Below are 25,779 nucleotides of genomic sequence, written 5' to 3' on the forward strand. Positions count from 1 at the left end.
CCTGTTTCAAGGTTTCAATATGCTGCGGGCGTTAATAAGGCTAGCAGCAGTTTTTTTTCGCTTTCGCTCAAACCGCCCTGCCGGTTTTTTTGTTTCAGCATTTCAATTTGGGCGTATTTTAACTCATTCAGCAGCTTTTTCATGCCGAGTTTGAAACTTTCGCAATCTTCTTCGCTGCTGCTTTCCAGCTCTTCCGCACCGTGCAGCATGTTTTGGAAAATGCGGTTGACGGTGGCTTCGTGGGGCGTGCCGCGCATATGTTCCAAAATCTGCGCGCTGCCCGGCGGCTCTTTCCGGCTGTTGATCAGCTCGGCAAGGTTGGCTAGGCAGGCGAAATCGCCGCTAAGGTTCAGATATTCAGGCAGTTCTATATATGCAGCCCATGCGGGATTTATCAAGAGGCTGCGTATCTGCCGCTCTACTAGAGTGGACATCTGCGGCTGCCTAAAGGTTTCCTGCGGCAGCTTGTAGCTTTTCTGCTTCACGTGCTGCTTGGGTGCTTCCTGCCCCAGCAGGCGGGCGAGGTTGGCGGGGTCGATGCCCACTTTGTCGCCCAATTCCTGTTTCAGCAGAAAGGATAACGCGGGTGCGGTAATCTGGGCGAGCAGCGGGGCACTGGTTTTCACCAGCTCGGCCTTGCCTTCTTGCGTGTTCAAATTGAGGCCGTCTGAAAGGTGTTCCCAAAAATAGGCCGACAAGGGCTGGCTTTGGTTGAGCAGAGCATCTTCAAACTGTGCTTTGCCGTAGGCGCGGATATAGCTGTCGGGGTCGTGCTCTTCGGGCAGAAACAGAAAACGCAGCGTTTTGCCGTCTTTCAGCTGCGGCAGCGCGTTTTCGAGTGCGCGCCATGCGGCCTTGCGCCCTGCCCTGTCGCCGTCGAAACAGAAATAAATGCTGTCGGTTTGCCGCATCAGGATTTTCACATGCTCGGCGGTGGTAGCGGTGCCGAGCGCGGCCACGCCGTAGCCGATGCCGAACTGCGCCAGCGCCACCACGTCCATATAGCCTTCCACCACCAAAATGCGCCCCGCTTCTTTGATGGCGGCGCGGCCTTCGTGCAGGCCGTAGAGGTTGCGGCCTTTGTCGAACAGCGGCGTTTCGGGCGAGTTGAGGTATTTCGGCTCGCCTTTGTCGAGCACGCGGGCGCCGAAGCCGATAACCTGCCCGCGCGGGTTGCGGATCGGAAACATGATGCGGTCGCGGAAGCGGTCGTAATGTTTGCCGTCTTTTTCCACCACCATGCCGCTTTCCACCAGCGGGGTGTTGGGATACGGCTGGAACACCTGCGCCAGCGGCTGCCAGCCGTCGGGCGCATAGCCCAAGCCGTAATGCTCGATGATTTCGGCGCTCAGGCCGCGTTTGCGCAGATATTCCTGCGCGCGCGCATCCTGTTTCAGACGGCCTCTGTAAAAAGCGGCGGCGGCCTCGGTGGTTTCTTCCAGCGTTTGCTGTTTTTTCTTGCGCTCGGCGCGCTGTTCGGGGTTGTCCTGCCGGGCGTGCGTGCGCGGCACGGTCAAACCCGTGCGGTCGGCCAGATACTGCACGGCCTCGGTAAAGCTCAACCCCTGATACTCCATAATAAAACCGATGGCCGTGCCGTGCGCGCCGCAACCGAAGCAGTGGTAAAACTGCTTCTGCGGGCTCACCGAAAACGACGGCGATTTTTCTTTGTGAAACGGGCAGCAGGCCATATAGTTGGCACCGCCTTTTTTCAGCGGCACATGCTCGTCGATAATATCGACGATATCGACTTTGGCCAGCAGCTCGTCTATAAATTCGCTGGGTATCATGTTTTTTTATCTGCGGCCGTCTGAAAAAACGGCAACGGTTAGGCCGTAATCCGTTTCAGACGGCCTCGTTTGGCAATCAGGCCGCCAACACCGCTTTCAACGCTTTATTCACTTCGCCCATATCGGCTTTACCGGCCAGGCGGGTTTTCAAAACGCCCATCACTTTGCCCATATCGGCCATGCCGGCGGCACCGGTTTCGGCCACGGCTGCCGCTACGGCGGTGCGGATTTCTTCTGCCGACATCATCTGCGGCAGATAGCGTTTGAGCACTTCGGTTTCGGCGTTTTCTTTGTCGGCCAAATCGCTGCGGCCGGCATCGGTGTAGATTTTCGCGCTGTCGTTGCGCTGTTTGACCATTTTGGTGATGATGGCCACCACTTTGGCATCGTCGGCTTCCGTGCGTTCGTCCACTTCAAACTGTTTGACGGCGGCGTTAATCAGGCGCACGGTGGAAAGCGTTACGCTGTCTTTGGCGCGCATGGCGGTTTTCATATCTTCGGCAAGTCGGGCTTTCAGGCTCATGGTGTCGCTCGGTTAAATTAAACAATCGGTATGGCTTCAATGGTGCCGCCCGGTAAAAAATCAAGTTTTCAGACGGCCTGCGGCTTTTGCAAAACCCTGCCTGCCGTATAAGGTTTGACGTTTTTCACGCCGGCAGCTTACATCGCCAACGTTTCGGTTTGCAGGCGGGCGGCCATACAAAGCCAAAAACACCGCAAAGCCGAAGCCTTACGGTGTGTATTGCTTTCGTCACATCGAAAAGCGTGACGGATTAGTAGAGTTTCGGGGGCAGTTGCTGGCTGCGCAGACGTTTTTGCAGGCGTTTGGCGGCAGCGGCTTTTTTGCGTTTGCGCTCGGTGGTCGGCTTTTCGTAGGCTTCGCGGGCGCGCAGCTCGGTGAGCAGGCCGGTTTTTTCCACAGCGCGTTTGAAACGGCGCATGGCAACTTCAAAAGGTTCGTTTTCTTTTACACGGATAGCAGGCATTTTTATTCCTTAACAAAAATCAGGTTACGGGCCGCCGCTTTGTTTTCAGACGGCCTCGGAAATGGGTTTGGGTGTATCGCAGGTTGTGCCGGATCCGGCAGGGCGGGATACGCGCCGTGATGTAAACATCACCTCCTAACGGCACGGCAGCAACAGGCTGCCGAAAAATTACCCGCCGTATTCAAACGGCGGCAGACGAATTAGCGGATTATCTTAGCAACGGCTTGGTTTGTCAAGAAAAACGGCGGGATTGCCGACTTTTTTACCAAGGCATCAGGCTGTTGTTTTTGCAAACTGCCAAAGTTACCGGGTTGCCAAAAGTTTGTGTTCCGCCATACCCGGGTATTCTCTTTTGACAGGGAAATCAAGAAAATAAAAGATACTCGGGTCAAGCCCGAGTATGACGGTAATAAATAGACGGTAATCATATGGAAACGGATTTCACAAAACCATCAGGCCGTCTGAAAAAACCATGCGCTGAGACCTTTGCAAAATAACCAATTCAAACCTGAAAACGTTCGTATCCCGTCATTCCCGCGCAGGCGGGAATCCGGCCTTAAAACCATCAAGTATTTTATTTCAATAACTTATGAAAAAACGACTGGATTCCCGCCTGCGCGGGAATGACGATAATCGGATATTTCAGACGGCCTAAAAGAATTTTGCAAAAGTCTCATGCTGTCTGTCTGCTTTCAGACGGCCTGACAGGCATTAACGGCCTACAAAATAATGTTTTTGCCGTAGCCCTCTAAAATTTCTTTAATCTTCAACACGGTTTCTTTGGGCGGCGGATGTACGCCTTTGAGTTTGTATTCGTCGCCGCACAGCTCCCATTTGTGCGCGCCCAGTTCGTGATACGGCAGAAGCTCCACGGTTTCCACGTTTTCCATGCCGCCGATAAATTCGCCGAGCAGGTTGGCCGAACGTTCGTCGTCGGTGTAGCCGGGCACGATCACATAGCGCACGCGCGTGGGCTGGTTGCGCTCGGCCAGATAGCGGGCGAAGTTGAGGGTTTTGGTGTTGGGAATGCCCACCAGCACTTTGTGGATTTCGGGATCAATCTGTTTCAGGTCGAGCATCACCAGGTTGGTGTGGTCGAGCAGGTCGTCAAGGATTTCGTCGTAATGCAGGGCGTAGCCGTTGGTGTCGAGGCAGGTGTGGATGTCGTGCTCGCGGCAGGCGGTGAACCAGTCGCGCAGAAATTCGTATTGCAGCAGCGGCTCGCCGCCGGTTGCGGTTACACCGCCGCCGGTGGCTTTGAGGTAGTGGCGGTATGACAGCACCTGTTTCATCACCTGCTCCACGGTAAGCTCTTGCGATTTGTCGGTGTGCATATCCCAAGTGTCGCGGTTGTGGCAATACAGGCAGCGCATCAGGCAGCCTTGCAGAAACAGCACGAAGCGCAGGCCGGGGCCGTCGACCGTGCCGCATGATTCGATGGAATGCACGATGGCGGTGCCGTGGTAGCCGCGGTGGCCTTCGTGGTGTTCGTTTTCGGGTTTGATGGTGTAGGTTTGCATGGCGGTTGTCTTTTTTTGGTTTTGTTCGGGTTGGGTTTATAAAACTATTTAAACGGGTTTCAGACGGCCTTCATTAAGTAATCAAGGCCGTCTGAAAAAATGCCGGGCTGCGAACCCGGCATTTTGATAACGAACCCTGAACCGGATTACATGCTTGCCGTAAAGGTGCGGGTAATCACATCTTGCTGCTGCTCGCGGGTCAGCGAGTTGAAGCGCACGGCGTAACCGGATACGCGGATGGTTAACTGCGGATATTTTTCCGGATGTTCCATCGCATCCATCAGGGTTTCGCGGTTGAGCACGTTCACGTTCAGGTGTTGGCCGCCTTCGATTTCGCCGGCTTCGTGGTGGAAATAACCGTCCATCAGGCCTGCCAGATTGCGTTCGCGGGACTGCTCGTCTTTACCCAATGCGCCCGGCACAATCGAGAAGGTATAGGAAATACCGTCTTTGGCGAACTCGAACGGCAGTTTGGCTACCGAGCTGAGCGAAGCCACCGCACCGTTCACATCGCGGCCGTGCATGGGGTTGGCGCCGGGGCCGAACGGTGCGCCTGCGCGGCGGCCGTCGGGGGTGTTGCCGGTTTTTTTGCCGTAAACCACGTTGGAAGTGATGGTGAGCACGGATTGGGTCGGAATCGCGTTGCGGTACATCGGGTGGGTGGCCACTTTGCGCATGAAGCGTTCTACCAAATCGCAGGCAATGTCGTCAACGCGGTCGTCGTTGTTACCGAACTGCGGGTATTCGCCTTCGATTTCAAAATCGACAGCGATATTGTTTTCGTCGCGCACGGGTTTCACTTTCGCGTATTTGATGGCGGAAAGCGAGTCGGCGGCTACCGACAAACCGGCGATACCGCAGGCCATGGTGCGTTTGATGTCGCGGTCGTGCAGAGCCATCAGCGCGGCTTCATACGAATATTTGTCATGCATGTAGTGGATGATGTTCAACGCGGTAACGTATTGGGTGGCCAACCAATCCATAAAATTGTCCATTTTCGCCATCACGGTGTCGAAATCCAACACTTCGTCGAGAATCGGCTCGGATTTGGGGCCGACCTGTTCTTTCGATTTTTCGTCCACGCCGCCGTTGATTGCGTACAGCAGGGTTTTGGCCAAGTTGGCACGTGCGCCGAAGAACTGCATTTGTTTGCCGACCACCATCGGGCTGACGCAGCAGGCAATGGCGTAGTCGTCGCTGTTGAAATCGGGGCGCATCAAGTCATCGTTTTCGTATTGGATAGACGAAGTGTCGATGGATACTTTGGCGCAGAAATGTTTGAAACCGTCGGGCAGCTGCTCGGACCACAACACGGTAATGTTCGGCTCGGGCGACGGACCCATGTTATACAGGGTGTGCAAGAAGCGGAAGCTGTTTTTGGTTACCAGCGTGCGGCCGTCCAAGCCCATGCCGCCGATGGATTCGGTGGCCCAAATCGGGTCGCCCGAGAACAATTGGTCGTATTCGGGGGTGCGCAAAAAGCGTACCATACGCAGTTTCATCACCAAGTGATCGATCAGCTCTTGCGCTTCGATTTCGGTTAACGTGCCGTTTTGCAGGTCGCGCTCGATAAAGATATCCAAGAAAGTGGCCACGCGGCCGAACGACATGGCGGCGCCGTTTTGCGATTTCACGGCAGCTAAGTAGGCAAAATAAGTCCACTGCACGGCTTCGCGGGCGTTTTTGGCGGGGCCGGAAATATCGAAGCCGTAGCTGGCGGCCATTTCTTTCATTTGGCCCAAAGCCTTGTGCTGGTCGTTGATTTCTTCGCGGCGGCGGATAACTTCTTCCAAGTTCTTACCGGCTTCCAAATCGGGTTGCAGCGAGTTGAACTGCGCCACTTTGTCGGCCATCAAACGGTCGATACCATACAACGCCACGCGACGGTAGTCGCCGATGATGCGGCCGCGGCCGTAAGCGTCGGGCAGGCCGGTCAGCACGCCTGATTTGCGGCAGCGGCGGATATCGGGGGTGTAAACGTCGAACACGCCCTGATTGTGGGTTTTACGGTATTTGGTGAAGATTTCGGTTACGGTGGGGTTCAGCTCTACACGGTAGATGCTGCAAGAATCCTGCACCATTTTCAGGCCGCCGAAAGGCATAATGGAACGTTTCAGCGGTTCGTCGGTTTGCAGGCCGACGACGGTTTCCAAATCTTTGTCGATATAGCCGGGGCCGTGGCTGGTGATGCCGGAAACCACTTGAGCGTCGACTTTATAAGGCTCATGGGTGCGGTTTTCCACTTTGATGCCTTCCATCACTTCCGCCCACAGTTTGGTGGTGGCTTCGGTGGCGGGGGCTAGAAAGTCGGCATTGCCTTCATAAGGCGTGTAATTTTTCTGAATAAAATCACGTACGTCAATACTGCTCTCCCACTCGCCGGCTTTAAAGCCGGCCCATGCTGCGGGGCGCTCTTGTGCGGTGGTAGCCATTTTTGAACTCCTTGTTTTTTCAAACGATAAGAAACGGGTTACATGAAACTTAATGGGCACAGAATAGCACTTATTCAAGGCAGATGCGCTGCGATTTTATTGAAACAAAATTACTACTTGATATAAATCAGGTAGCAAAATGTAGTAGGATAAAACAAACCGACAAATACTGTCGCACAGCAAAAAACAGGCGTACAATAATCAAATTGTGTGGATTAAAACAGGCCGTCTGAAACATTTCAGACGGCCTGAAAATTTTTTCACCAACCAACGATTATTTTATTTTGACCGGTTGGGTATTTCGGACTGCCTGATCGGACTTTTCACAGACCTCAGGCCGTCTGAAACAAAACTACGGCAGCAATTTACCCGGGTTCATAACGCCGCGCGGATCAAGTTCGGCTTTCACCGCCCACATCAACGCAATTTCCGACGCACTGCGCACGCTCGGCAGCCATTGCTTCTTCACAATGCCGATACCGTGCTCCGCCGCCACCGTGCCGTTGCAGGCCAACACGTTTTCATACACTACGGCATTCACCGCATCTTCATATTCATACACCCCGTTATCCAGCACGCCGGGCAGGAAAGTGTTGTAGTGCAGGCTACCGTCGCCCAGATGGCCGAACACCACGATATTGATGCCGGGAAAAGCCGTTTGAAGCGCAGTTTCGCAATCGGCCACAAACCCGGCCACGTTTTCAATCGGCACCGCAATATCGTGTTTGATACTGGCGCCCAGATTGCGCTGTGATGCGGAAATATTTTCCCGCAACGTCCACAAGGCTTGGCGTTCGGCTTCGGATTGCGCCGCCACGGCATTGTCGAAACCGTGCGCCAGCAAAAACTCCGCCAACTCCTCGCCCAAGCCGCCGCTTTCCATCGAATCAGCTAACTCCAGCAGAATATGCCACAGTGCATCAACCGGTTGGCCGATACGGCTGAAATCGGACGACAACGCCAACGCAAAACGACTGACCAGCTCGAAGCTGCACAAACGCTCGGCAAAACCGCCCTGCACCAGCGTGAGCAGTTCCACCGCCCGCTCTATCGAATCCACCCCCACCCACACGGTTTCAACGGTTTTCGGCAGCGCAAACAGTTTCAACGTTGCCCCCGTTATCACACCCAGCGTGCCTTCACTGCCGATAAACAGATGGCGCAAATCATAACCGGTGGTGTTTTTGTGCAGCGGATGCAGGTGCGAAACCAATTCGCCGTTTGGCAATACCACTTCCAGCCCCAACACCAAATCACGCATGGTTCCGTAGCGCAACACATTCAACCCGCCCGCATTGCAGGCAATATTACCGCCGATTTGGCACGACCCTTCGCTGGCCAAACTTAACGGAAACAGCCGCCCCGCCGCCGCCGCCGCTTCCTGCACCGTTTGCAGCACCGCGCCCGCATCCACGGTTATTGCATTGTCGGCCAAATTGATGCTGCGGATTCGGTTGAGTTTGGAAAGGTTCAGCAACACCCCGCCCTCGGGCACGGCAGCGCCGCACAACCCTGTGTTGCCGCCCTGCGGCGTTACCGGTATCCGGTTTTCAAAACAAAACCGCATCAACTGCTGCACCGCAGTCACGCTTTTGGGCTGCGCCACCGCATCTGCCGTGCCGGTATAGCGGCGGCGCTGGTCGGTCAGCCAGGCGGATGTGTCTTCTAAGATTTCGTCTGCACTTAAAAATTGCAGCAATGCCGGTTTGATGTGTTGCGGATTCATAATTCAGGCCGTCTGAAAAACAGGAAAACCTTCCGAAACGGTTTCGGAAGGGGACAAAGGCTCGGGCGGAATGATTGCCCAAAACAAAAAGCAGGATACATTGTATCCTGCTTTTTGCTGCATATTTTAAAAATATGCTTATTTGGCGGCAGAAGCAGCAGCAGAAGCGGCAGCGTCGGCAGCAGAAGCAGCTGCGGTAGCGGCAGTGTCGGCAGCAGAAGCAGCTGCATCGGTAGCAGAAGCGGCAGCGGCTTCAGTAGCAGAAGCAGCGGCAGAAACTTCAGAAGCAGCAGCGTCAACAGCAGAAGCAGCTGCATCAACGGCAGAAGCGGCTTCGCTGGCAGCAGAAGCGGCAGCAGGAGCACTAGCTTGCTGACCGCAAGCAGCCAAGAACAAAGACATCAGAGCAGCGGCTAACAGAGATTTTTTCATTTTCAATACCTTTTAAATCGATTTAAAAACAAATTGACACAGGCACGAACCCGGTCTCATATGGGGAAAAAGAAATTCATTGCTGAATTCCGGCATTATGCCCGACCTGCTTGGCTAATGCAATGCAACCGGCAACCCAGCGAACCATGAATATGGTAGCTTAGTCATATCAAAGCAGAAATAAGTTCAATATAAATTGCAAATTTCTGCTTTATTTCTGTAATAAAACTAAAGTTTGCATTGAAATTTCAAAATTTTAAATAATTCGATAACAAATAAAACTATTTTCAGAATTATTACGCATTATTTGCCACAATGATGCACAAAGTGGCAAAAATACAACATTTGCATAATTTTTGACGTGCATAACTTGATTTCGCCCGACAAATTGAAACCCGGGGTGCGTGCATAAGTGTGTTATAATCGCCGAAGTTTTATCAAAGAAACCGAATTTTCAAAACAAACAAGGACCTTAGCATGGCTATCCAAAAAAATTCCGTTGTTACCTTGCATTACGAGATGTTTGACGCCAACGACCAGTTACTCGACAAAACCGAACAACCCATCGCCTACCTGCACGGCGGCTACGACGGTATTTTTCCGTTGGTAGAAGAAGCGCTGCACGGCAAAGAGGCGGGCGACGTGGTGGACATTGTGTTGCAACCCGACGACGCTTTCGGCGAGCAAGACCCCGAGTTGGTGCGCATCGAAGATGTGAGCGTGTTCCCTGTTGAAGTGGAAGTAGGCATGATGTTCGAAGCCGACGACCCCGAAACCGGCGATGTGTGGGTTTACCGCGTAACCGACGTGGCCGACGGCAAAGCCGTGGTTGACGGCAACCACCCGCTGGCCGGCATGAAAATCCGCTTCAAAGCCACAGTTGACAGCGTGCGCGATGCCAGCGAAGAAGAAATCGCCCACGGCCATGTGCACGGCGAGCACGGACACCATCATTAATCGAGCCGGTTTTCCAAATGACAACAGGCCGTCTGAAACTTTCAGACGGCCTGTATCGTTATGGTGCAGCATCTTCCAAAATTGGCAGCTATAAATCAACTTAAGAAAAAGTACATACGCCATACTCGGGTTTAACCCGAATATGGCAATACTGCGATTTAAGTTAAGTTGTTTGGCTACGGCGGATAAACCTAATCGCGCTTGGCCGCTTTGGCTTCCTGCTCAGCCTTATATTGCCGCAGAAACGCCAATGCCGCCGCTTTTTCTTCTTCCGTGCCGTATTGCAAATCGCGCTGCGCGCGGCGGTAGGCGGCACGCTCTTTGGCTTCCTCCAACTGCTTTGCCTGATAAGCTTCGCGGTTGGCCGACACCACCCGTTGCGTTTGCTGCGCTTGGGCGCGCGCCATTGCCTGTGCAATCAGATCAGCCGGGCTGAACGAGGGAGCGGCCGTTCGGGCCGTGGCGGCCTGTTCTGCCGCTTTGGCTTTAACGGCGGCTTCCCGTTCGGCCAAGCGGGCTTTTTTCTCCTGCAAATCTCTCGCCGTACGTTTTTCGTGCCAGTTAAAACGGGCGCAGGCATATTCGGCCGCGGCTTGGCGCGGATTGCCGCCGTGTCCGCTTGCGTGCGCCAGCGGCAGAAAACCGGCTTCGACCGGCTGCATATGGATGCAGTCGACCGGACACGGCGCCACGCACAACCCGCACCCTGTGCATTCGTTGCGGATAACCGTGTGCATCTGTTTGGACGCGCCCATAATGGCATCGACCGGACAGGCTCTGATACAGGCCGTACAGCCTATGCACGCGGTTTCGTCTATCCACGCCAGCGCTTTTTCTTGAATTTTGGCGGGCTTGAGCGGCGGCCTGCCGAGCAGGCCGGCAATATCCAGCATAACGGTCTCTCCGCCCGGCGCACACAAATTGATTTCGGCCTCTCCTTCGGCCAGCGCCTGTGCATAGGGCAAACAGCCCTGATAGCCGCATTCGCGGCATTGGGTTTGCGGCAGCAGGTGGTCTAAATGTTGGACGAGGCTCATGGTCGGCAGGCTGGAATAGGGAAAGGTGCATTTTAACAGATACCCGGCTTGACCCGAGCATCTTGAGTTTCGGCAACAGGAAATACTCGGTTCAAGCCCGGGTATGGCGCGTGTGCTTTATTCTGAAGTTGGTTGACTGAAACCTTTGCAAAAAGCCGTTGTAGTCCTGAATTTATTTATATTTCGTCATACTCGGGCTTGGCCCGAGCATGACGCAAGTGTTTTAAGGTATCGAAAAGAATTTTGCAAAGTTCTCTGACTATATAACATTCAACCCGCAGCATTCAAAACCATGCTTTTCTGCAAAGATAGCGGCATAAAAAAAACCGCATCCGGTTAGGATGCGGTTTTTTAACGGGCACGGCTGCGGCAAGCGCGGGTTATTACTCTTCTTCCAAACCGAATTTGCGCAGCAGGCGCGCCTGGCATTGGCCCAAGTGTTTGCGCATCATTTTGCAGGCGCGGTTGCCTTTGCCCGCCACCAGCAGATCGAGGATTTCGCGGTGTTCGCAATAGGTGTGGCGCAAGCGGTCTTTGGGGGCGTCGAAAACGGCAATAATCAGTGAGGAACGGGCGCACAAGGTGTTAACGATATCAATCAACACGCTGTTGTCGAGCAGTCGCGCCAATTCGACGTGAAAGGCGTTGGAAAGGCGGTTCCATGCCACACGGTCGCCGCGTGCGAAGGCGGCTTCTTCCCGCTCTATCATGGCATACAGCGGTTTGGCGCGCTCGGCCAGATCAGGGCGTTCAAGCAGCATATTGATCACGGTTTCTTCCAGCGCGATACGCATTTTGAACACGTCTTCCGTTTCTTTGGCATCGGGCACATGCACGAATGCGCCCCGGTTGGGCAGCAAATCGACGATTTTGTCGTGTGCGAGCAGCGAGAGCGCGCTGCGCACGGTACCGCGCGAACACACCATCTGCCGGCACAGGTCGGATTCGGTCAGTTTGTGGCCGGGGCGGAGTTGGTGGTCGGTAATCCCGTCGAGAATCTGGGCATACACCCTGAACAGTTCGGAGTCGTGCCGCTCTTCCATCGAAGCCGAAGCAGCGGGGGCGTAAAACATGGTGTTGGTATTATTGCTGTTATTTTCAATCATACTGTGTCTCTTTGGTTTTCAGAGTCATCATAGATGGATTTCAAGGCCGTCTGAACGGTTTTCAGACGGCCTCAATCGGCAAAACCTTTATACTTCTTCAATCAATTCGAAACTGTGCGTTACTTTTGCCGCCTTGCCCAGCATAATCGAGGCGGAGCAGTATTTTTCGGCCGACATCTCCACGGCCTTGGCAATCGCGCTCTCTTTAAGGTTGCGGCCGAACACTTTGAAATGGATGTGGATTTCGGTGAATACGCGCGGGGCTTCGTCTGCCCGTTTGGCGGTAACGGTGGCCTGGCAGTCTGCCGCATTCTGCCGCTGTTTTTCGGCAATCATCACCACGTCGATGCTGGAACAACCCGCCACACCCAATAACAGCATTTCCATCGGGCTGGGGCCGCGTTTGACACGCCCTTCCGCCGCCGCGCCTTCCATCACCACGCTGTGGCCGTGCTCCGTGGTGCCGATAAAGCACATCCCGTCAATCCATTTTGAAGTTACCTGCATGTTTTATTCCTGATGAAACGGTTGTTCCGAAACCAAAATGCCGTCTGAATCACTGTATAGATAATGTCCGGGCGTGAAGGTTACGCCGCCGAAACTGACCGGCACGTCCACTTCGCCCGTGCCTTCTTTGCCGCTTTTTCGCGGGTTGGTGCCCAGCGCTTTCACGCCGAAATCGAGGGTGTTGAGTGCTTCGCTGTCGCGTATGGCACCGAAAATCACCGCCCCCGCCCAGCCGTTGGCTGCTCCCGCACCGGCAATCATGTCGCCCATCAGCGCGCTATATAAATCGCCGCCGCCGTCCACCACCAGCACTTCGCCGTCGGAATGGGTGTTCATCAGTTTTTTAACCAAACCGTTGTCGCGGCTGCATTTTACCGTGCGGATTCTGCCGCAGAAGCGGTAACGGCGGCCGAAATGGCGCAACTGGGTTTCGCACGACGGGGTGTCGGGCGCAATGTCGATCAGGTCGGAGGTGGCGAAATCGTATTGGTTGCTCATGTTTTCTCCTTGTGTTTACAGGCTTCAGACGGCCTGAAAATCTTTGGCGGGATACGCCTTAAAATGGCGCGTAATGCCGAAAATACAATACCGGGCCGTCTGAAAACATTAATTATAAAAGATTTTTACCGTTCAGACTGCCTGCCGCGCTTGCTAAAGGTTTTCCAGCATCCACGCCACATAGCGGCTCACGCCTTCGTTCACATCGAAGAAAGTGCCGTCGTAGCCCGCTTCGCGCAGGCGCGAGATGTCGGCTTCGGTGAAGCTCTGGTATTTGCCCTTGAGCGCGTCGGGGAAGGGGATATAGCGGATAAGCTCTTCTTTTACCAGCTCCTCCAACGTCATCGCCGCTTTGCCTTCGGCCGAGCGGCAGGCGTTGACGGTGGCGGCGGCCAGCTCGTTAAACTGCTGGCTGCGGCCGGTGCCGAGGTTGAAAATACCTGATTTTTCGGGGTGGTCGAAGAAAAACAGGTTCACTTTCACCACGTCTTCCACGCTCACGAAGTCGCGGGTCTGCTCGCCGTTGCCGTAGCCGTCGTTGGCGCCGAACAGGTTAACGTAGCCGTTTTCGCGGTATTGGTTGAAGTGGTGGAAAGCCACCGACGCCATGCGGCCTTTGTGCTGCTCGTGCTGCCCGTAAACGTTGAAATAGCGGAAGCCCACCACCTGCGCGGTCAGCCCTTCTTTCATGCGGCGGCGCACCACTTGGTCGAATTGGAATTTGGAATAGCCGTAAACGTTGAGCGGTTTTTCCAGCTCGCGCTCTTCGCGGAATATTTCGCCTTTGCCGTACACCGCCGCGCTGGAGGCGTAAAGGTAGGGGATGCGTTCGTCTTGGCACCAATCGAGCAGGTCGAGGCTGTATTGGTAGTTGTTGTCCATCATATAGCGGCCGTCGTGCTCCATGGTGTCGGAGCAGGCGCCGTCGTGGAACACGGCTTCGATGTTGTCGTAGGGCAGCTCGTGCTCGCGCACTTGGCGGATAAACTCATGTTTGTCGAGATAATGGGCGATTTCGCACTCGGCCAGATTCTTGAATTTTTCGCCGCGCGAGAGATTATCGACGGCAACAATGTCGGTGATGCCGCGCCGGTTTAAGGCTTGAACGATGTTGCTGCCGATAAAGCCGGCGGCACCGGTTACGATGATGGTCATAATGCTTTCCTTTCGGGAGGCCGTCTGAAAAAGACCCGGGCTTTCAGACGGCCGTTAGTGTTTGTATCAGCTTCTGCACCCATGCGGGCTGCGTATCGGTTTGCAGATAAATTTTACCGTCTGCGGCATATAACACCAATGCCAACTCTGCCCCGGAATTATCATAAAGATACGCTTCGTCGGCCAATTGTAGCGCCACGGCCAGATTGGCGTGGCTTTCGATGAAACGCTTACGGATGACCCTGCTGTCTATCGGATGGCCGCCGCTGCGGATGCGCGACTGTACGCGTTCGATATGCAAATCGGCGGAAACCAGCCCGATATAGTTCAAAATAACATGAAATCCCTTATCTTTGGCCTGCTGCATACGCCGCAACACCGAAACACCCGACAGTGTGGATTCCATGGAAAACGAAATACCGTTATTTAAAGCCGTCTGAAAAAGTTTTAACGCCTGCCGCCCGGCCTCCATATCTGCGGCCCGCGGGTTGGCAGGATTAAGCTCGGCGGCGATATGGTCGGAATCAATCACCACCGACACGGCATCGTGGTTCAAACCGCGCAAAGTGGTTTTGCCCGCACCGTTGGTGCCGCAATAAAATACCGCCCTAGCCTGCTTCGGCCTCATGCACAATCTCCGTATGCCCGTCGGGGTGGTGCAATACGACGTTGCCTTTTTCATCGGCAAACGCCAATATTTCGTGTTTGGCTTTTTCGGCTATCCATGCGCGGTGGGCCGCCTGCAATTCAGCCTGCTTGCGTTTGATTTTTTCCAAATCGGGTTGGTACATAGCGCCTCCTTTCAAAGCCGTCTGAAACCGCCGTTATTCCTTTTCGAGTGCTGCGGTCAGCTCGTCAAACGAACATACTGCCGTGCCCAGTTTGGCCACCACCACGCCTGCGGCGGTGTTGGCGATGTGCATGGCTTCGGGCAGGCTGAAGCCCGCGGCCAGCCCCAAGCCCATGCTGGCGATGACGGTGTCGCCCGCGCCGGACACGTCGTACACTTCCTGCGCCCGCGTGGGCCGGTTGACGATTTCGCTACCGCCGAACAGGGTCATGCCCTCTTCGCTGCGGGTGAGCAGCAGGGCTTCAAGTTCGAGGTGGCGGCGCAGGTGCTGCGCTTTTTCGGTTAGCTCGGCTTCGCTGCGCCAGCTGCCCACCACTTCCTTCAGCTCGGCGCGGTTGGGCGTGAGCAGGGTGGCGCCGGCGTATTTTTCGTAGTCGTCGCCTTTGGGGTCGATCAGCACGGGTTTGCCGGCCTGACGCGCCCATTCTATCATCGAGGCAACGTGCAGCAGTCCGCCTTTGCCGTAGTCCGACAGAATCACCACGTCGTATTCGGACAGCAGCGCGCGGTATTGGTCTTTTACCGAATCGAGGATTTCGCGGTGCGGCACCTCTTCGAAATCGAGGCGGATCAATTGCTGGTTGCGGGCAACCACGCGCAGTTTCACGGTGGTGGCGATTTCCGAATCGCGCACCAGATGGGCGGCCACGCCGTCCTGCCGCATCAGGCCGTCGAGTACGTCGGCGGCTTCGTCGTTACCGGTTACCGACAGCAAAGCGGCCTGCCCGCCCAGCGAGGCGACGTTGCGGGCAACGTTGGCGGCACCGCCGGCGCGCTGGTCGGTTTTGCCGATTTTGGCCACGGGCACGGGGGCTTCGGGGGAAATGCGCGATACGTCTCCGAACCAGTAGCGGTCGAGCATCACGTCGCCCACCACCAGCACGCGGGCTTGGGCAAGGCGGGTTTTGAGGGTTTGCGGGTCGGTTGGGAATACCATATTGATCAATCCGTTTCTTTGGGTTTCAGACGGCCTGAAACGCTGAAATATTGTATAGGCCGTCTGAAAAAATCAGCGCACGGCCCGTGCGGCCTCATTGATTTCACGCAGCACGGCCACGGGGTCAGCGGCTTGGGTAACGGGGCGGCCCATCACCAGATAGGTGGAACCGGCCGCCAGTGCTTGGCCCGGGGTCATGATGCGGCGTTGGTCGTCGCTGTTGCCCGCCACATCGAGGCGGATGCCGGGCGTAACCAGCACGAAATCTTCGCCCAAGTCGCGGCGCAGCGGGGCGGCTTCGTGGGCGGAACACACCACGCCGTCCAAACCCGAGCTTTGCGCGAGTTTTGACCAACGCAACACCAGCTCTTCCACCGGCGCGTTCAGGCCGATCTCGGCCAAATCGGCCTCTTCCATGCTGGTGAGCACGGTTACGCCGATCAACAGCGGTTTGTGCGCCTGATTGGCCACGGCTTCGGCGGCGGCTTCCATCATGCGGCGGCCGCCGCAGGCGTGCATATCGACCATCCACACGCCCATTTCCGCCGCCGCGCGGCAGGCTTTGGCCACGGTGTTGGGAATATCGTGGTATTTCAAATCGAGAAACAGCTCGAAGCCCTGGTTGATCAGGCTTTCGGCCAAGCGGCGGCCGGTGGCGGTAAACAGCTCTTTGCCGATTTTCAAGCGGCATAAAGACGGCTCAAGCCTGCGCACAAACGCGAGCGTGTCGTGTTCGTTGGCAAAATCCAGCGCCACAATCACGGGTGCGCGTGCAGGTTCGGCGTTGAAGTCGGCGATTAAGGGGTTCATAACGGTTTCCGTTCGGTTGCATGGGTCAGACGGCGGCAGGAGCGGTTTCACTATACAAACCGACAGATTTTCCCAATCCGCCTCAAGGCCGTCTGAAACAATAAAATCGCCCTGATTTTAACAGCTTTTCCGCGCACTTGGGCGGTATGCGGCCGAAGCGCGTGCTAAAATTCCAGCCTTTATTTTTTCAGACTGCCCGACAGATGAACTACCTCGCTTGGAACCGCCCGCCTTCTTTACCGGCGCTGGCACGCGCCGTTGCGCAGTACCCCAAACCGCTGTATTTGGTTGTGTGCCTGCCCGCAAACGAAATCCCCGCATTCAGGCCGTCTGAAACGCCTTCGGCACAAGAAACCGCGCTAAGCCAAGCCATCGGAAGCAAACTCGGCTGCATTCAGTTTAACGCTGCCAATGCGCTATACGATATTCTGCCCGACGTGCATTTGTGGCTGATGCCGTCTGAAACCGCCCGCCGCCTCGGCGAACATTTCCCGCAGCCCGTGCAATGGCAAACCGAAGCCGTGCCGCAACTGCCGCCATCCGACGTCAAACCGTGGTTCAAACCACCCGAACGGCGCACCGCAACCCGTGCTGTCATTATCGGCGCGGGCATCGCCGGCGCCGCTACCGCCCGCGCGCTGGCGCAGCACGGCCTGCCCGTTACCGTGCTCGAAGCCGCCGAACCGGCCAACGCCGCCTCGGGCAACCGCCAGGGGCTGCTGTATGCCAAGATTTCGCCGCACAACACCGAGCAGACCGAATTATTGCTGTGCGGCTACGGCCACACCCGCCGCCTGCTCGACGCCCTGCTGCCCACGCGCGAAAACTGGGGCGGCAGCGGCGTGCTCCATCTCAATCATAACGAAGAAGAAACCCGCCGCAATCTGGCGCTGGCGGCGCAAACCCACCACGCCCACCTCTACCGCCCCGTTTGTGCCGAAACGGCCTCGCAACTGGCCGGCATCTTCCTCACACAAAGCGCACTTTATTGGCCGCAGGGCGTATGGCTGAACCCGCCCGCACTGGCCAACGCCCTGCTCGACCACTCCTTGATAGAGCTGCACACCCGCACCCCCGCGCTGGCCGCCGAATACCGCAACGGCGTATGGCAGGTGGAAACCGCCTCGCAAACCTTCTGCGGCAGCCATATTATCTACTGCATGGGCGCGCACAGCCCGCTGGCCGCCGCAGCCGACGTATCCGCACTGCCCTACCGCCTGATCCGCGGCCAAACCGACCTGGCCGCCGCCACACCCTATTCCTCCGCCCTGCGCTGCGCCCTTTCCGCCGCCGGCTACATCAGCCCCGCATGGCAGGGCGCGCACTGCTTCGGCGCCACCTTTATCCAGCACGACACCGGCAGCGAATGGCGCGCAAGCGATGCCGAAGCCAACCGCCTCACCTTGCGCGAACTGGATGCCAAACTGGCCGGCAATTTATTTTCAGACGGCCTGAGTCCGGACAGGCCGTCTGAAACCCGTTCAAACGGCCCCGCACAATCTTTGCAAGGCCATGCCGCCCTGCGCTGCGACAGCCCCGACCACCTGCCGCTGGTGGGCGCACTCGGCGACATCTATACCATGCAGCAGGTCTACGCCAAACTCGCGCTCGATAAAAACTACCGCATCCACACGCCCTGCCCCTATTTGCCGGGCGCCTACATCAACACCGCCCACGGCAGCCGCGGCCTTGCCACCGCACCCGTCTGCGCCGCCGCCGTCGCCGCCGACATTCTCGGCCTGCCCAATCCGCTGTCGCAACGCCTGCGCAACGCGCTCTCGCCCAACCGCACGGTTATCCGCGCGATTATCCGCGGCCGGCCGCTGCTGGCGGAAGCGTGATTCAACCAGATGAAGCCTGAGGTGTAGAAAATTCTTTTCGACACCTTAAAACACTTGCGTCATGCTCGGGCTTGACCCGGGCATCTGTTTGTTTTAGAAGAAAAAGAGATACTCGGGTCAAGCCCGGGTATGACGAAGCTAAATATTTCAGACGGCCCAAACGTCTTGAAAAAACAATCAGGCCGTCTGAAAAAATCTGTTCAGACGGCCTTTTCCTGCTTTCAAACCAACCGTTTCCCAAACACGGTTATTTGCCCGAATCGGTTTCGGTGATAAACCCGATTTTGCTGATGCCGGCTTCGCGGGCGGAGTGCAGGGCTTGGGCAACCGAATCGTATTCCACATGCTTGTCGGCGGCGATGGCCACAATTAAATCGGCGTTTTTCGCTTTGGCCTGTTTGAGCTGCTCGGTAACCTCTTCCAAACTCAGTTTGGCTGTGGATTCCGCACCGAGCACATAAGCCCCCTCAGCATCAATGCTCAACCGCAGCGGCTCTTTGGGCTGGGTTTCCTGCTTGATGTTTTCCGACGCGGTGGGCAGTTGCAGCGGAATCGAGTGCGTGAGCACGGGCATGGTAATCATAAACACAATCAGCAGCACCAACATCACGTCCACCAAAGGGGTAACGTTGATGTCGGCCATCGGCGCATCGTCGCCGGAATTCATCGAACCGAATGCCATGGCTTAATCCTTATGGTTTAACAGTTGAACATGAAAATCATGGGCGAAGGCATCCATATCCTGCGCCAGCGTTTTGTTGCCGCGCACCAGAAAGTTGTAGGCCAGCACGGCAGGAATCGCCACAAACAAACCGGCGGCGGTGGCTACCAAAGCCTCGCCGATGGGGCCGGCCACGGCGGCGATACTCATCTGGCCGCTTTGGCTGATGTTAATCAAGGCATGGTAAATGCCCCAAACCGTGCCGAACAGGCCGATAAACGGGGCGGTGGCGCCGATGGAAGCCAGCGCGGTCAGGCCGCCGTCGAATTGGCGCAGGTTTTGGCTCATGCTGTTGCGGATTTGGCGCACAAGATATTCGTTCAGCGGCACGGCGGCGGCGATTTGGTTGTCTTTGTGAAGGCGGTAGCTTTCGCGTGCGCGCACGGCATCCAGCGTTACCGCGCTCATCGGCGACTCTACGGTTTTAGCCTTTGCAACGGCGTCGTCCAACGATTTGGCGTTCCAAATCATCGGTTTCACGGCAGCATTGCCTTTTTTAGCCTTGCTGAGTTTGACGGCGCGCACCACAATCACTGTCCACGTTACGATACTCATCAGCACCAGCAGTAAAAACACGCTGATCAACACATAATCGCCTGATTCAAAAACCAATCCTAAATTCATTGCTGTTTATTCCAAAAGTTAGTCAATCAAAATCTTTCGCCGCAACCGCCGCATTTCAGACGGCCGCAACACTAAATATTCATTTTAAAATATCAGTTCAGAGAGAAATCTACGGACACCGCATATTCAACCCATTTGCCGCCGCTGTTGAAGCTGCCCGAGCGTGCCGCACCGGCCGCCGCCCTGTCCAAACGCGCGGAGCCGCTGCCTCTTGCCACCTTCACGTCGGCAACGCTGCCGGAAGGCGACACCAGCACCCTTAATCTAACCGTGCCTTCTTCTCCGTTTTCTTCCGAAAGCGGCGGATACGGCGGACGCGGAATAGAACCGCTGGCTTTCACGGGGTTGCTGCGGCTGCTGCCCGCACCGCTGCCGCCGCCTTCGCCGTGGCCGTCGCCGCTTCTGCTGCCGCTGCCCGAACCGCTACCCGTGCCACGGCCTTCGCCGCTGCCTGAACCGCTACCCTTGCCCTGTATTTTGGCATAGCCGCTGCCGTCGCCCGTGCCGTCTTTGGTTCTGGCGGGGCCGGCCGCGGCGGGTTTGTCCGGTGCTGCCGCCGGCTTTTCAACCGGTGCGGCAACAGGTTTTTCCACCGGTTTCTCAACCGGTTTTTCTACGGGCTTCTCCACCGGCACAGGCTTGGTTTTTTCCACCGGTTTGGGCTTTGGCGGCTCTTTGGTTTGACGGATATCGGCCTGTGCTTTTTGGGTGATAACGGGTTTTAATTCTGCCTTGGGCGGTTCGGCCGGTTTGGGTTGGGGCTTGGGCGTTTCTTTGGGCTTGGCCGGCTCGGGTTTGGGCTGCGGCGGTGCTGCCGTTTCGGGCGCAGGCGCGCCTGCACCTTCAGCTTGGCCGTCGCCGCCGCCGAAAGCGCCCAAATCGACGAATTCGATATGCGCCATCTCAACCTGCTGCGGCGGTCTGCCCTGCCACAGCAAGGCCATCAGCCCGATATGTAAAAAAGCCACCAACGCGAACGTGGTGGGGGTTAAAATACGTTCATTTTTCATGGCTTGGTATGTTAATAGCAATTATTCCTGTTTGCAACTTATTTGATGCTTACGCACACGGATTACCGGATTTTTTACATAAATAAATGACTATAAAAACAGTGATGAAGGTTACTTGAAGAGTTAGCAGGCCGAAGCGGCAAATGCGGTTTTGCAGAGTGCGTGACAGCGTCGCATTGATGCCTTCGTGTGAATCCTATATTTATAAGGCTATAAGGCCGTCTGAAAAATATTTTCAGACGGCCTTCTTAGGGGGTGTCGTCGAGGGCGTTGCTACAAACGGCTTTCGGCCAAGATGGGAATTTTCGGCAGATACAGCAGATCGTAGATGGGTTTGTTGAGCAAGTCGGCCAGCGTAAAGCCGTCGAGATAATTCAGAAAGGCTTTCATCGCCCCGCCGAGTATGCCCGCCAAACGGCAGCCCGGGGTAATCAGGCATTGGTTGTTCTCGCCCATGCACTCAACCAGCTGCATCGGTTCCAAATGGCGCACCACCGCGCCGATGTTGATGTGTTCGGGCGTGCGGGCGAGCTTGAGGCCGCCGCCTTTGCCGCGCACGCTGTCGAGAAAGCCGCCTTTCACCAGCGCGGTAACCACTTTCATCAAATGGCTTTTCGATATGCCGTAAGTGTCGGCAATGGTGCCGATATTGGCCAAGGCATCGTCGTTTACGGCGGTATAAACCAGCACGCGCAGGCCGTAATCGGTGTGTTGGGTTAAATACATGATCGTAATGGGTTTGACTTATCGGCAAGATAAGTTTCATAATATATGAAACTTATAAAATTATCCAGCAGCAACGCCATGAAACCGCTGAAACGCCACCCCGATTTAATCGAACGCTCGCGCGAACACCATCATTCGCTGGCATTGTGCGTGCGTATTCTGCGCAACCCCGCCGATAACCATCAGGCCGACATCGAAGCCCACCTGCCTGACTTGCTGGCGCATTTTTCTGCCGAAGAAAACCAGTTCGCCCCGCTCTGGCCCAAGCTCGACCCTGCCCTGCGCGCACGCTTCGAGGCCGACCACCGCCAACTGCGCGCAATGGCCGCCGCGCCGCAATACGGCAGCGAAGCATGGAACACCGGGTTTGCGCGCACGCTGCGCGACCACGCCCGTTTTGAAGAGCGCGAGCTGTTTCCTGCCGCCGAACCGTTTTTGTAAAGCCCCCCAACTTTTCAGACGGCCTGCCATGCACGCCGTAAGCCGTCTGAAAACTTTCTGCCGTTTAACATTATTTCAGGAACCGCCATGAACGCTTTTTTCGACCGCCCGGTGTGGGCGATGGCCTTTAGGCCGTTTTATCCGCTGGCCGCGATTTTCGGCGCACTGTCGGTGCTGCTGTGGGGCTTGGGTTATCAGGGCACGGCAGAGCTGCCTTCGCTCTATTGGCACGCCCATGAAATGATTTGGGGCTATGCAGGCGCGGTGGTGGTGGGCTTTCTGTTAACCGCCGTCGCCACTTGGACGGGGCAGCCGCCTACGCGCGGTGCCGCGCTGGCGGGTTTGGTCGCCTGCTGGCTGGTGGCGCGGGTGTCGTTGTATTTTCCGCACGGCACGGCTTTAAGCGGCGTCGCGGGAACGGTGTTTTTTTGGTATGCGGCGGTGTGTTTGGCTTTGCCGGTTATCCGCAGCCGCAATTCGCGCAACTATATCGCGGTGGCCGCCCTGTTTGTGTTCGGCCTGACCCATGCGTTGTTCCACCTTTATTTAAAGCCGTTTCACGCCGCCGCCCTGCTTAACGGCCTGATGGCGGGCCTGATGATGGTGGCGGGCTTTATCGGCTTGGTGGGTATGCGGATTATGCCGTTCTTCACCGCCAAACGTTTGAATATCCCGCAGGTTGCCACGCCCTCTTGGGTGGCATTGTCGGCTTTGCTGCTGCCTATGCTTGCGGCTGTGCTGATGATGCTGCAAACCGCCCTGCCCGCGGCCGCCGTAGCGGCGATGGCGGCGGGCATTATCAATGTGGTGCAGGTGTGGCGCTGGTGGAACGGCAAAGTGTTGCGCGAGCCTATGCTGTGGGTGTTGTTTGCGGGTTATCTGTTTACCGCGCTCGGCCTGATTGCCAGCGGCGCGGCGCAATGGCAGCCGGCCTATCTGAGTTTGGGCGTGCACCTGACCGGCGTGGGCGGCATCGGCCTGCTCACCGTGGGCATGATGGCGCGCACCGCGCTGGGACACACCGGCAGATCCATCTACCCCGCGCCCGCATCGGTAACGGCGGCTTTTTGGCTGATGGCTGCCGCCGCTTTGGTGCGCGCCGCCGTTGCGTTTTCAAGCGGCACGGCCTATACCCACGGCATCCGCTTTTCGGCCGTTTTATTCGCCTTATCGCTGCTCTTGTATGCCTGGCGTTATACCCCGTGGCTGCTCTCGCCCCGCGCCGACGGCAAGGCCGGATGAGGCGTCCGGCCGCTTAAAACGACTGTTTTGTTTGAGGCCGTCTGAAAAAATCCGCCTTTTCAGACGGCCTGCATGGTTTTAAACTTAAGCCTTTTCCAACCCGCCTTCCACCGAGGATTCCATCATGTCCAACCGCATTAAAGCCGGCATTGTCGGCGCCACCGGCTACACCGGCGTAGAGCTGCTGCGCCTGCTTGCCGCCCACCCCGACGTTGAAGTTTGCGCCGTAACCAGCCGCAGCGAAGCCGGCATCGCCGTAGCCGATTATTTCCCCAGCCTGCGCGGGGTGTATGACTTGGCGTTCCAAACGCCCGACGAAGCCGGTTTGGCACAATGCGACGTGGTGTTTTTCGCCACCCCCAACGGCGTGGCCATGAAAGAAGCGCCCGCGCTGCTCGCGCAAGGCGTGCGCGTGGTGGATTTGTCGGCCGACTACCGCCTGCAAGATATTCCCGTTTGGGAAAAATGGTACGGCATGGCGCACGCAAGCCCCGAAACCGTTGCCCACGCCGTGTACGGCTTGAGCGAAATGAACCGCGACGGCATCGCCCGGGCACAATTGGTGGCCAACCCCGGCTGCTATCCCACCTGCGTTTCCCTCGCCCTTCTGCCCTTATTGAAAGCAGGCCGTCTGAAAGAAAACATGCCGCTGATTGCCGACTGCAAATCCGGCGTTTCCGGCGCGGGCCGCAAAGCCAACGTGGGCACGCTGTTTTGCGAAGCGGGCGACAACTTCAAAGCCTACGGTGTGGGCGGCCACCGCCACCTGCCCGAAATCAAACAAACCATCAGCGCTCTGCAAAGCAACGTGGCCGAAGGTTTGGTGTTCGTGCCCCACCTCACGCCGATGATACGGGGTATGCAGGCCACCATGTATCTGCACCTGCACGAAGGCACCGACCCCCACGAACTCTTGGCCGGCTTCTACCGCAACAGCCCGTTTGTCGACATCATGCCGCCGGGCAGCACGCCCGAAACCCGCAGCGTGTGCGGCGCCAACCTCTGCCGCATCAGCGTGCAGCAGGCGCCGCAAAGCAACGTGTGGATTGTGTTGTCGGTTATCGACAATCTGGTGAAAGGTGCGGCCGGGCAAGCCGTGCAAAACATGAACATCATGTTCGGCTTCAATGAAAAAGCCGGCCTGCACAATGCACCGCTGCTGCCCTAACCCGGCAAAGCGCGTATCGTGCGGATTCACTTAACTTCCGCTACGGCGTTGCTGCCTTTGTATCGGAAATTAATTGAATCCACTATAATCTTATCTTTACACCCATAACTTTCAGGAACCGAGCATGAGCATCCAAGAGCAGATTAAAGAAGTGGTTACCACCCACCGCGTGGTATTGTTTATGAAAGGCACCAAGCAGTTTCCGCAATGCGGTTTCTCTTCGCGCGCCGTGCAGATTCTGCAAGCCGCAGGCTGTGAAGATTTCGTTACCGTTAACGTGCTGGAAAACGAAGCCGTGCGCCAAGGCATCAAGGAATACAGCAACTGGCCGACGATTCCGCAGCTGTATATCAACGGCGAATTCATGGGCGGCTCGGACATCATGATGGAAATGTTTGAAGCAGGCGAACTGCAAGAAGCATTGAAAGCCTAATCTCCAACCCGTTAAAAACTTCAGGCCGTCTGAAACACACTTTCAGACGGCCTGAAACCTTTAATCGGTTATAATCGCCGTTTTCCTTCGCCGCACGCGGTTCGCAATCCATCCCGCGACAACAAAACTAGGAACCCGCCATGAACCCTCAAAAAGCCGTGGTCGTCTTTTCAGGCGGCCAGGATTCCACCACCTGCCTGATTCAGGCCATCCGCCGATACGGCAGCGACAACGTTGAAGCCATCACCTTCCGATACGGCCAGCGCCACGCCATCGAGCTGGAACGCGCCCGCCGGATCGCCCAAGATTTGGGCGTACGCCAAACCGTTCTCGATTTGAGCCTGATGCAGCAAATCACCCACAACGCGCTGATGGACGAAACCGCCGAAATCCAAGCCCCCGCAGGCGGCCTGCCCAACACCTTCGTCGACGGCCGCAACGCCCTGTTTCTGCTTTATGCCGCCATCTACGCCAAAAGCCGTAACGCCCGCCATCTGATTACCGGTGTGTGCGAAACTGACTTTTCCGGCTACCCCGACTGCCGCGACATCTTCATCAAATCGATGAACGTAACCCTCAATCTGGCGATGGACTACGATTTCCAAATCCACACGCCGCTGATGTACCTCACCAAAGCGCAAACCTGGGCGCTGGCCGACGAGTTAGGCTGTTTGGACTATATCCGCGAACACACCCACACCTGCTACCATGGTGTGGCGGGCGGCTGCGGCGAATGCCCGAGCTGCGTGCTGCGCGAGCGCGGGCTGGCCGAATATTTGGCGCAAAAAGCCGCCGCCCCAACCGCATAGCCCGATAAATCCACAAGGAGC

Annotated in this window: 27 protein-coding genes; 7 read left to right on the plus strand and 20 right to left on the minus strand. The window is 56.4% G+C overall.

The window, feature by feature from the left end:
* Positions 1–14: 14 nt before the first annotated feature.
* The 7 genes from dnaG to NQ012_RS05325 form a co-directional block, all read right to left on the minus strand.
* Positions 15–1,790 (minus strand): DNA primase, encoded by a 1,776-nt coding sequence (gene dnaG, locus NQ012_RS05295; protein ID WP_257066570.1) that lies wholly within the window; start codon positions 1,788–1,790, stop codon positions 15–17.
* 76 nt (positions 1,791–1,866) lie between these two features.
* Positions 1,867–2,313, minus strand: a complete 447-nt coding sequence (locus NQ012_RS05300; RefSeq protein ID WP_257066571.1) for a GatB/YqeY domain-containing protein — start codon at positions 2,311–2,313, stop codon at positions 1,867–1,869.
* A gap of 250 nt (positions 2,314–2,563) precedes the next feature.
* Complete coding sequence (rpsU, locus tag NQ012_RS05305) at positions 2,564–2,776, minus strand: 30S ribosomal protein S21 (RefSeq protein WP_085365024.1); 213 nt, start codon at positions 2,774–2,776, stop codon at positions 2,564–2,566.
* Positions 2,777–3,495: 719 nt separating this feature from the next.
* Entirely contained in the window at positions 3,496–4,296 is an 801-nt protein-coding gene (gene pflA, locus NQ012_RS05310; protein ID WP_257066572.1) for a pyruvate formate lyase 1-activating protein, read from the minus strand.
* Positions 4,297–4,442: 146 nt separating this feature from the next.
* A complete protein-coding gene (gene pflB, locus NQ012_RS05315; protein WP_257066573.1) occupies positions 4,443–6,728 on the minus strand; it encodes a formate C-acetyltransferase in 2,286 nt (761 codons plus the stop codon).
* Between the two features lie 352 nt (positions 6,729–7,080).
* Positions 7,081–8,454: an FAD-binding oxidoreductase gene (locus NQ012_RS05320; protein WP_257066574.1), complete on the minus strand. Its 1,374-nt coding sequence runs from the start codon at positions 8,452–8,454 to the stop codon at positions 7,081–7,083.
* A gap of 138 nt (positions 8,455–8,592) precedes the next feature.
* Positions 8,593–8,886 (minus strand): hypothetical protein, encoded by a 294-nt coding sequence (locus NQ012_RS05325; RefSeq protein ID WP_085365028.1) that lies wholly within the window; start codon positions 8,884–8,886, stop codon positions 8,593–8,595.
* Positions 8,887–9,363: 477 nt separating this feature from the next.
* Here NQ012_RS05325 and NQ012_RS05330 point away from each other — a divergent pair, with 477 nt between their 5' ends.
* A complete protein-coding gene (locus tag NQ012_RS05330; protein WP_085365029.1) occupies positions 9,364–9,843 on the plus strand; it encodes an FKBP-type peptidyl-prolyl cis-trans isomerase in 480 nt (159 codons plus the stop codon).
* A 191-nt stretch (positions 9,844–10,034) separates the two neighbouring features.
* On the opposite strand, the gene NQ012_RS05335 is transcribed toward NQ012_RS05330, so the two are convergent.
* From NQ012_RS05335 to pyrF, 9 genes are all read right to left on the minus strand, one after another.
* The gene (locus tag NQ012_RS05335) at positions 10,035–10,919 is read right to left on the minus strand and encodes an RnfABCDGE type electron transport complex subunit B (RefSeq protein WP_257066641.1); all 885 of its coding nucleotides are present in this window, start codon (positions 10,917–10,919) and stop codon (positions 10,035–10,037) included.
* 344 nt (positions 10,920–11,263) lie between these two features.
* Positions 11,264–11,986, minus strand: a complete 723-nt coding sequence (locus tag NQ012_RS05340; protein ID WP_257066575.1) for a GntR family transcriptional regulator — start codon at positions 11,984–11,986, stop codon at positions 11,264–11,266.
* An 87-nt stretch (positions 11,987–12,073) separates the two neighbouring features.
* On the minus strand, positions 12,074–12,493 hold the full coding sequence (locus NQ012_RS05345; RefSeq protein WP_257066576.1) for an OsmC family protein: 420 nt from the start codon (positions 12,491–12,493) through the stop codon (positions 12,074–12,076).
* Positions 12,494–12,496: 3 nt separating this feature from the next.
* Positions 12,497–12,991 (minus strand): ribonuclease E activity regulator RraA, encoded by a 495-nt coding sequence (gene rraA / locus NQ012_RS05350; protein WP_257066577.1) that lies wholly within the window; start codon positions 12,989–12,991, stop codon positions 12,497–12,499.
* 153 nt (positions 12,992–13,144) lie between these two features.
* On the minus strand, positions 13,145–14,146 hold the full coding sequence (gene rfaD / locus NQ012_RS05355) for an ADP-glyceromanno-heptose 6-epimerase (protein ID WP_257066578.1): 1,002 nt from the start codon (positions 14,144–14,146) through the stop codon (positions 13,145–13,147).
* 43 nt (positions 14,147–14,189) lie between these two features.
* Positions 14,190–14,774, minus strand: a complete 585-nt coding sequence (locus NQ012_RS05360; RefSeq protein ID WP_257066579.1) for a zeta toxin family protein — start codon at positions 14,772–14,774, stop codon at positions 14,190–14,192.
* Positions 14,755–14,937: a hypothetical protein gene (locus NQ012_RS05365; RefSeq protein WP_085365035.1), complete on the minus strand. Its 183-nt coding sequence runs from the start codon at positions 14,935–14,937 to the stop codon at positions 14,755–14,757. Before NQ012_RS05365 ends, NQ012_RS05360 begins: the two co-directional genes overlap by 20 nt.
* Positions 14,938–14,970: 33 nt before the next feature.
* A complete protein-coding gene (gene rfaE1, locus NQ012_RS05370; protein WP_257066581.1) occupies positions 14,971–15,933 on the minus strand; it encodes a D-glycero-beta-D-manno-heptose-7-phosphate kinase in 963 nt (320 codons plus the stop codon).
* Positions 15,934–16,005: 72 nt separating this feature from the next.
* On the minus strand, positions 16,006–16,743 hold the full coding sequence (pyrF, locus tag NQ012_RS05375) for an orotidine-5'-phosphate decarboxylase (protein ID WP_257066583.1): 738 nt from the start codon (positions 16,741–16,743) through the stop codon (positions 16,006–16,008).
* A gap of 203 nt (positions 16,744–16,946) precedes the next feature.
* Here pyrF and mnmC point away from each other — a divergent pair, with 203 nt between their 5' ends.
* Positions 16,947–18,584 (plus strand): FAD-dependent 5-carboxymethylaminomethyl-2-thiouridine(34) oxidoreductase MnmC, encoded by a 1,638-nt coding sequence (gene mnmC, locus NQ012_RS05380; RefSeq protein ID WP_257066584.1) that lies wholly within the window; start codon positions 16,947–16,949, stop codon positions 18,582–18,584.
* 247 nt (positions 18,585–18,831) lie between these two features.
* Here the strand turns inward: mnmC and NQ012_RS05385 are convergent, their stop codons facing one another.
* The 4 genes from NQ012_RS05385 to NQ012_RS05400 all read right to left on the minus strand — a co-directional run bounded on the left by NQ012_RS05385 (position 18,832) and on the right by NQ012_RS05400 (position 21,665).
* Complete coding sequence (locus NQ012_RS05385) at positions 18,832–19,266, minus strand: ExbD/TolR family protein (protein ID WP_257066585.1); 435 nt, start codon at positions 19,264–19,266, stop codon at positions 18,832–18,834.
* Positions 19,267–19,269: 3 nt separating this feature from the next.
* Positions 19,270–19,929 (minus strand): MotA/TolQ/ExbB proton channel family protein, encoded by a 660-nt coding sequence (locus NQ012_RS05390; protein WP_257066587.1) that lies wholly within the window; start codon positions 19,927–19,929, stop codon positions 19,270–19,272.
* 92 nt (positions 19,930–20,021) lie between these two features.
* Entirely contained in the window at positions 20,022–20,939 is a 918-nt protein-coding gene (locus NQ012_RS05395; protein ID WP_257066588.1) for an energy transducer TonB, read from the minus strand.
* A gap of 273 nt (positions 20,940–21,212) precedes the next feature.
* Positions 21,213–21,665, minus strand: a complete 453-nt coding sequence (locus NQ012_RS05400; protein WP_257066589.1) for an Rrf2 family transcriptional regulator — start codon at positions 21,663–21,665, stop codon at positions 21,213–21,215.
* A 78-nt stretch (positions 21,666–21,743) separates the two neighbouring features.
* Between NQ012_RS05400 and NQ012_RS05405 the strand changes: the two genes are divergently transcribed.
* The 5 genes from NQ012_RS05405 to queC all read left to right on the plus strand — a co-directional run bounded on the left by NQ012_RS05405 (position 21,744) and on the right by queC (position 25,758).
* Positions 21,744–22,106: a hemerythrin domain-containing protein gene (locus NQ012_RS05405; RefSeq protein ID WP_257066591.1), complete on the plus strand. Its 363-nt coding sequence runs from the start codon at positions 21,744–21,746 to the stop codon at positions 22,104–22,106.
* 87 nt (positions 22,107–22,193) lie between these two features.
* The gene (locus tag NQ012_RS05410; RefSeq protein ID WP_257066592.1) at positions 22,194–23,348 is read left to right on the plus strand and encodes an NnrS family protein; all 1,155 of its coding nucleotides are present in this window, start codon (positions 22,194–22,196) and stop codon (positions 23,346–23,348) included.
* 124 nt (positions 23,349–23,472) lie between these two features.
* Positions 23,473–24,516 (plus strand): N-acetyl-gamma-glutamyl-phosphate reductase, encoded by a 1,044-nt coding sequence (gene argC / locus NQ012_RS05415; RefSeq protein WP_257066593.1) that lies wholly within the window; start codon positions 23,473–23,475, stop codon positions 24,514–24,516.
* A 124-nt stretch (positions 24,517–24,640) separates the two neighbouring features.
* Positions 24,641–24,949 carry a Grx4 family monothiol glutaredoxin gene (gene grxD / locus NQ012_RS05420; protein ID WP_085365051.1) on the plus strand — a complete coding sequence of 103 codons (309 nt, stop codon included), beginning with the start codon at positions 24,641–24,643 and terminating at the stop codon, positions 24,947–24,949.
* Positions 24,950–25,089: 140 nt separating this feature from the next.
* Entirely contained in the window at positions 25,090–25,758 is a 669-nt protein-coding gene (gene queC, locus NQ012_RS05425; protein WP_257066595.1) for a 7-cyano-7-deazaguanine synthase QueC, read from the plus strand.
* The last annotated feature ends 21 nt before the right edge of the window (positions 25,759–25,779 follow it).

It is taken from the genome of Neisseria dentiae (assembly GCF_024580525.1).
GTDB lineage: Bacteria > Pseudomonadota > Gammaproteobacteria > Burkholderiales > Neisseriaceae > Neisseria > Neisseria dentiae_A.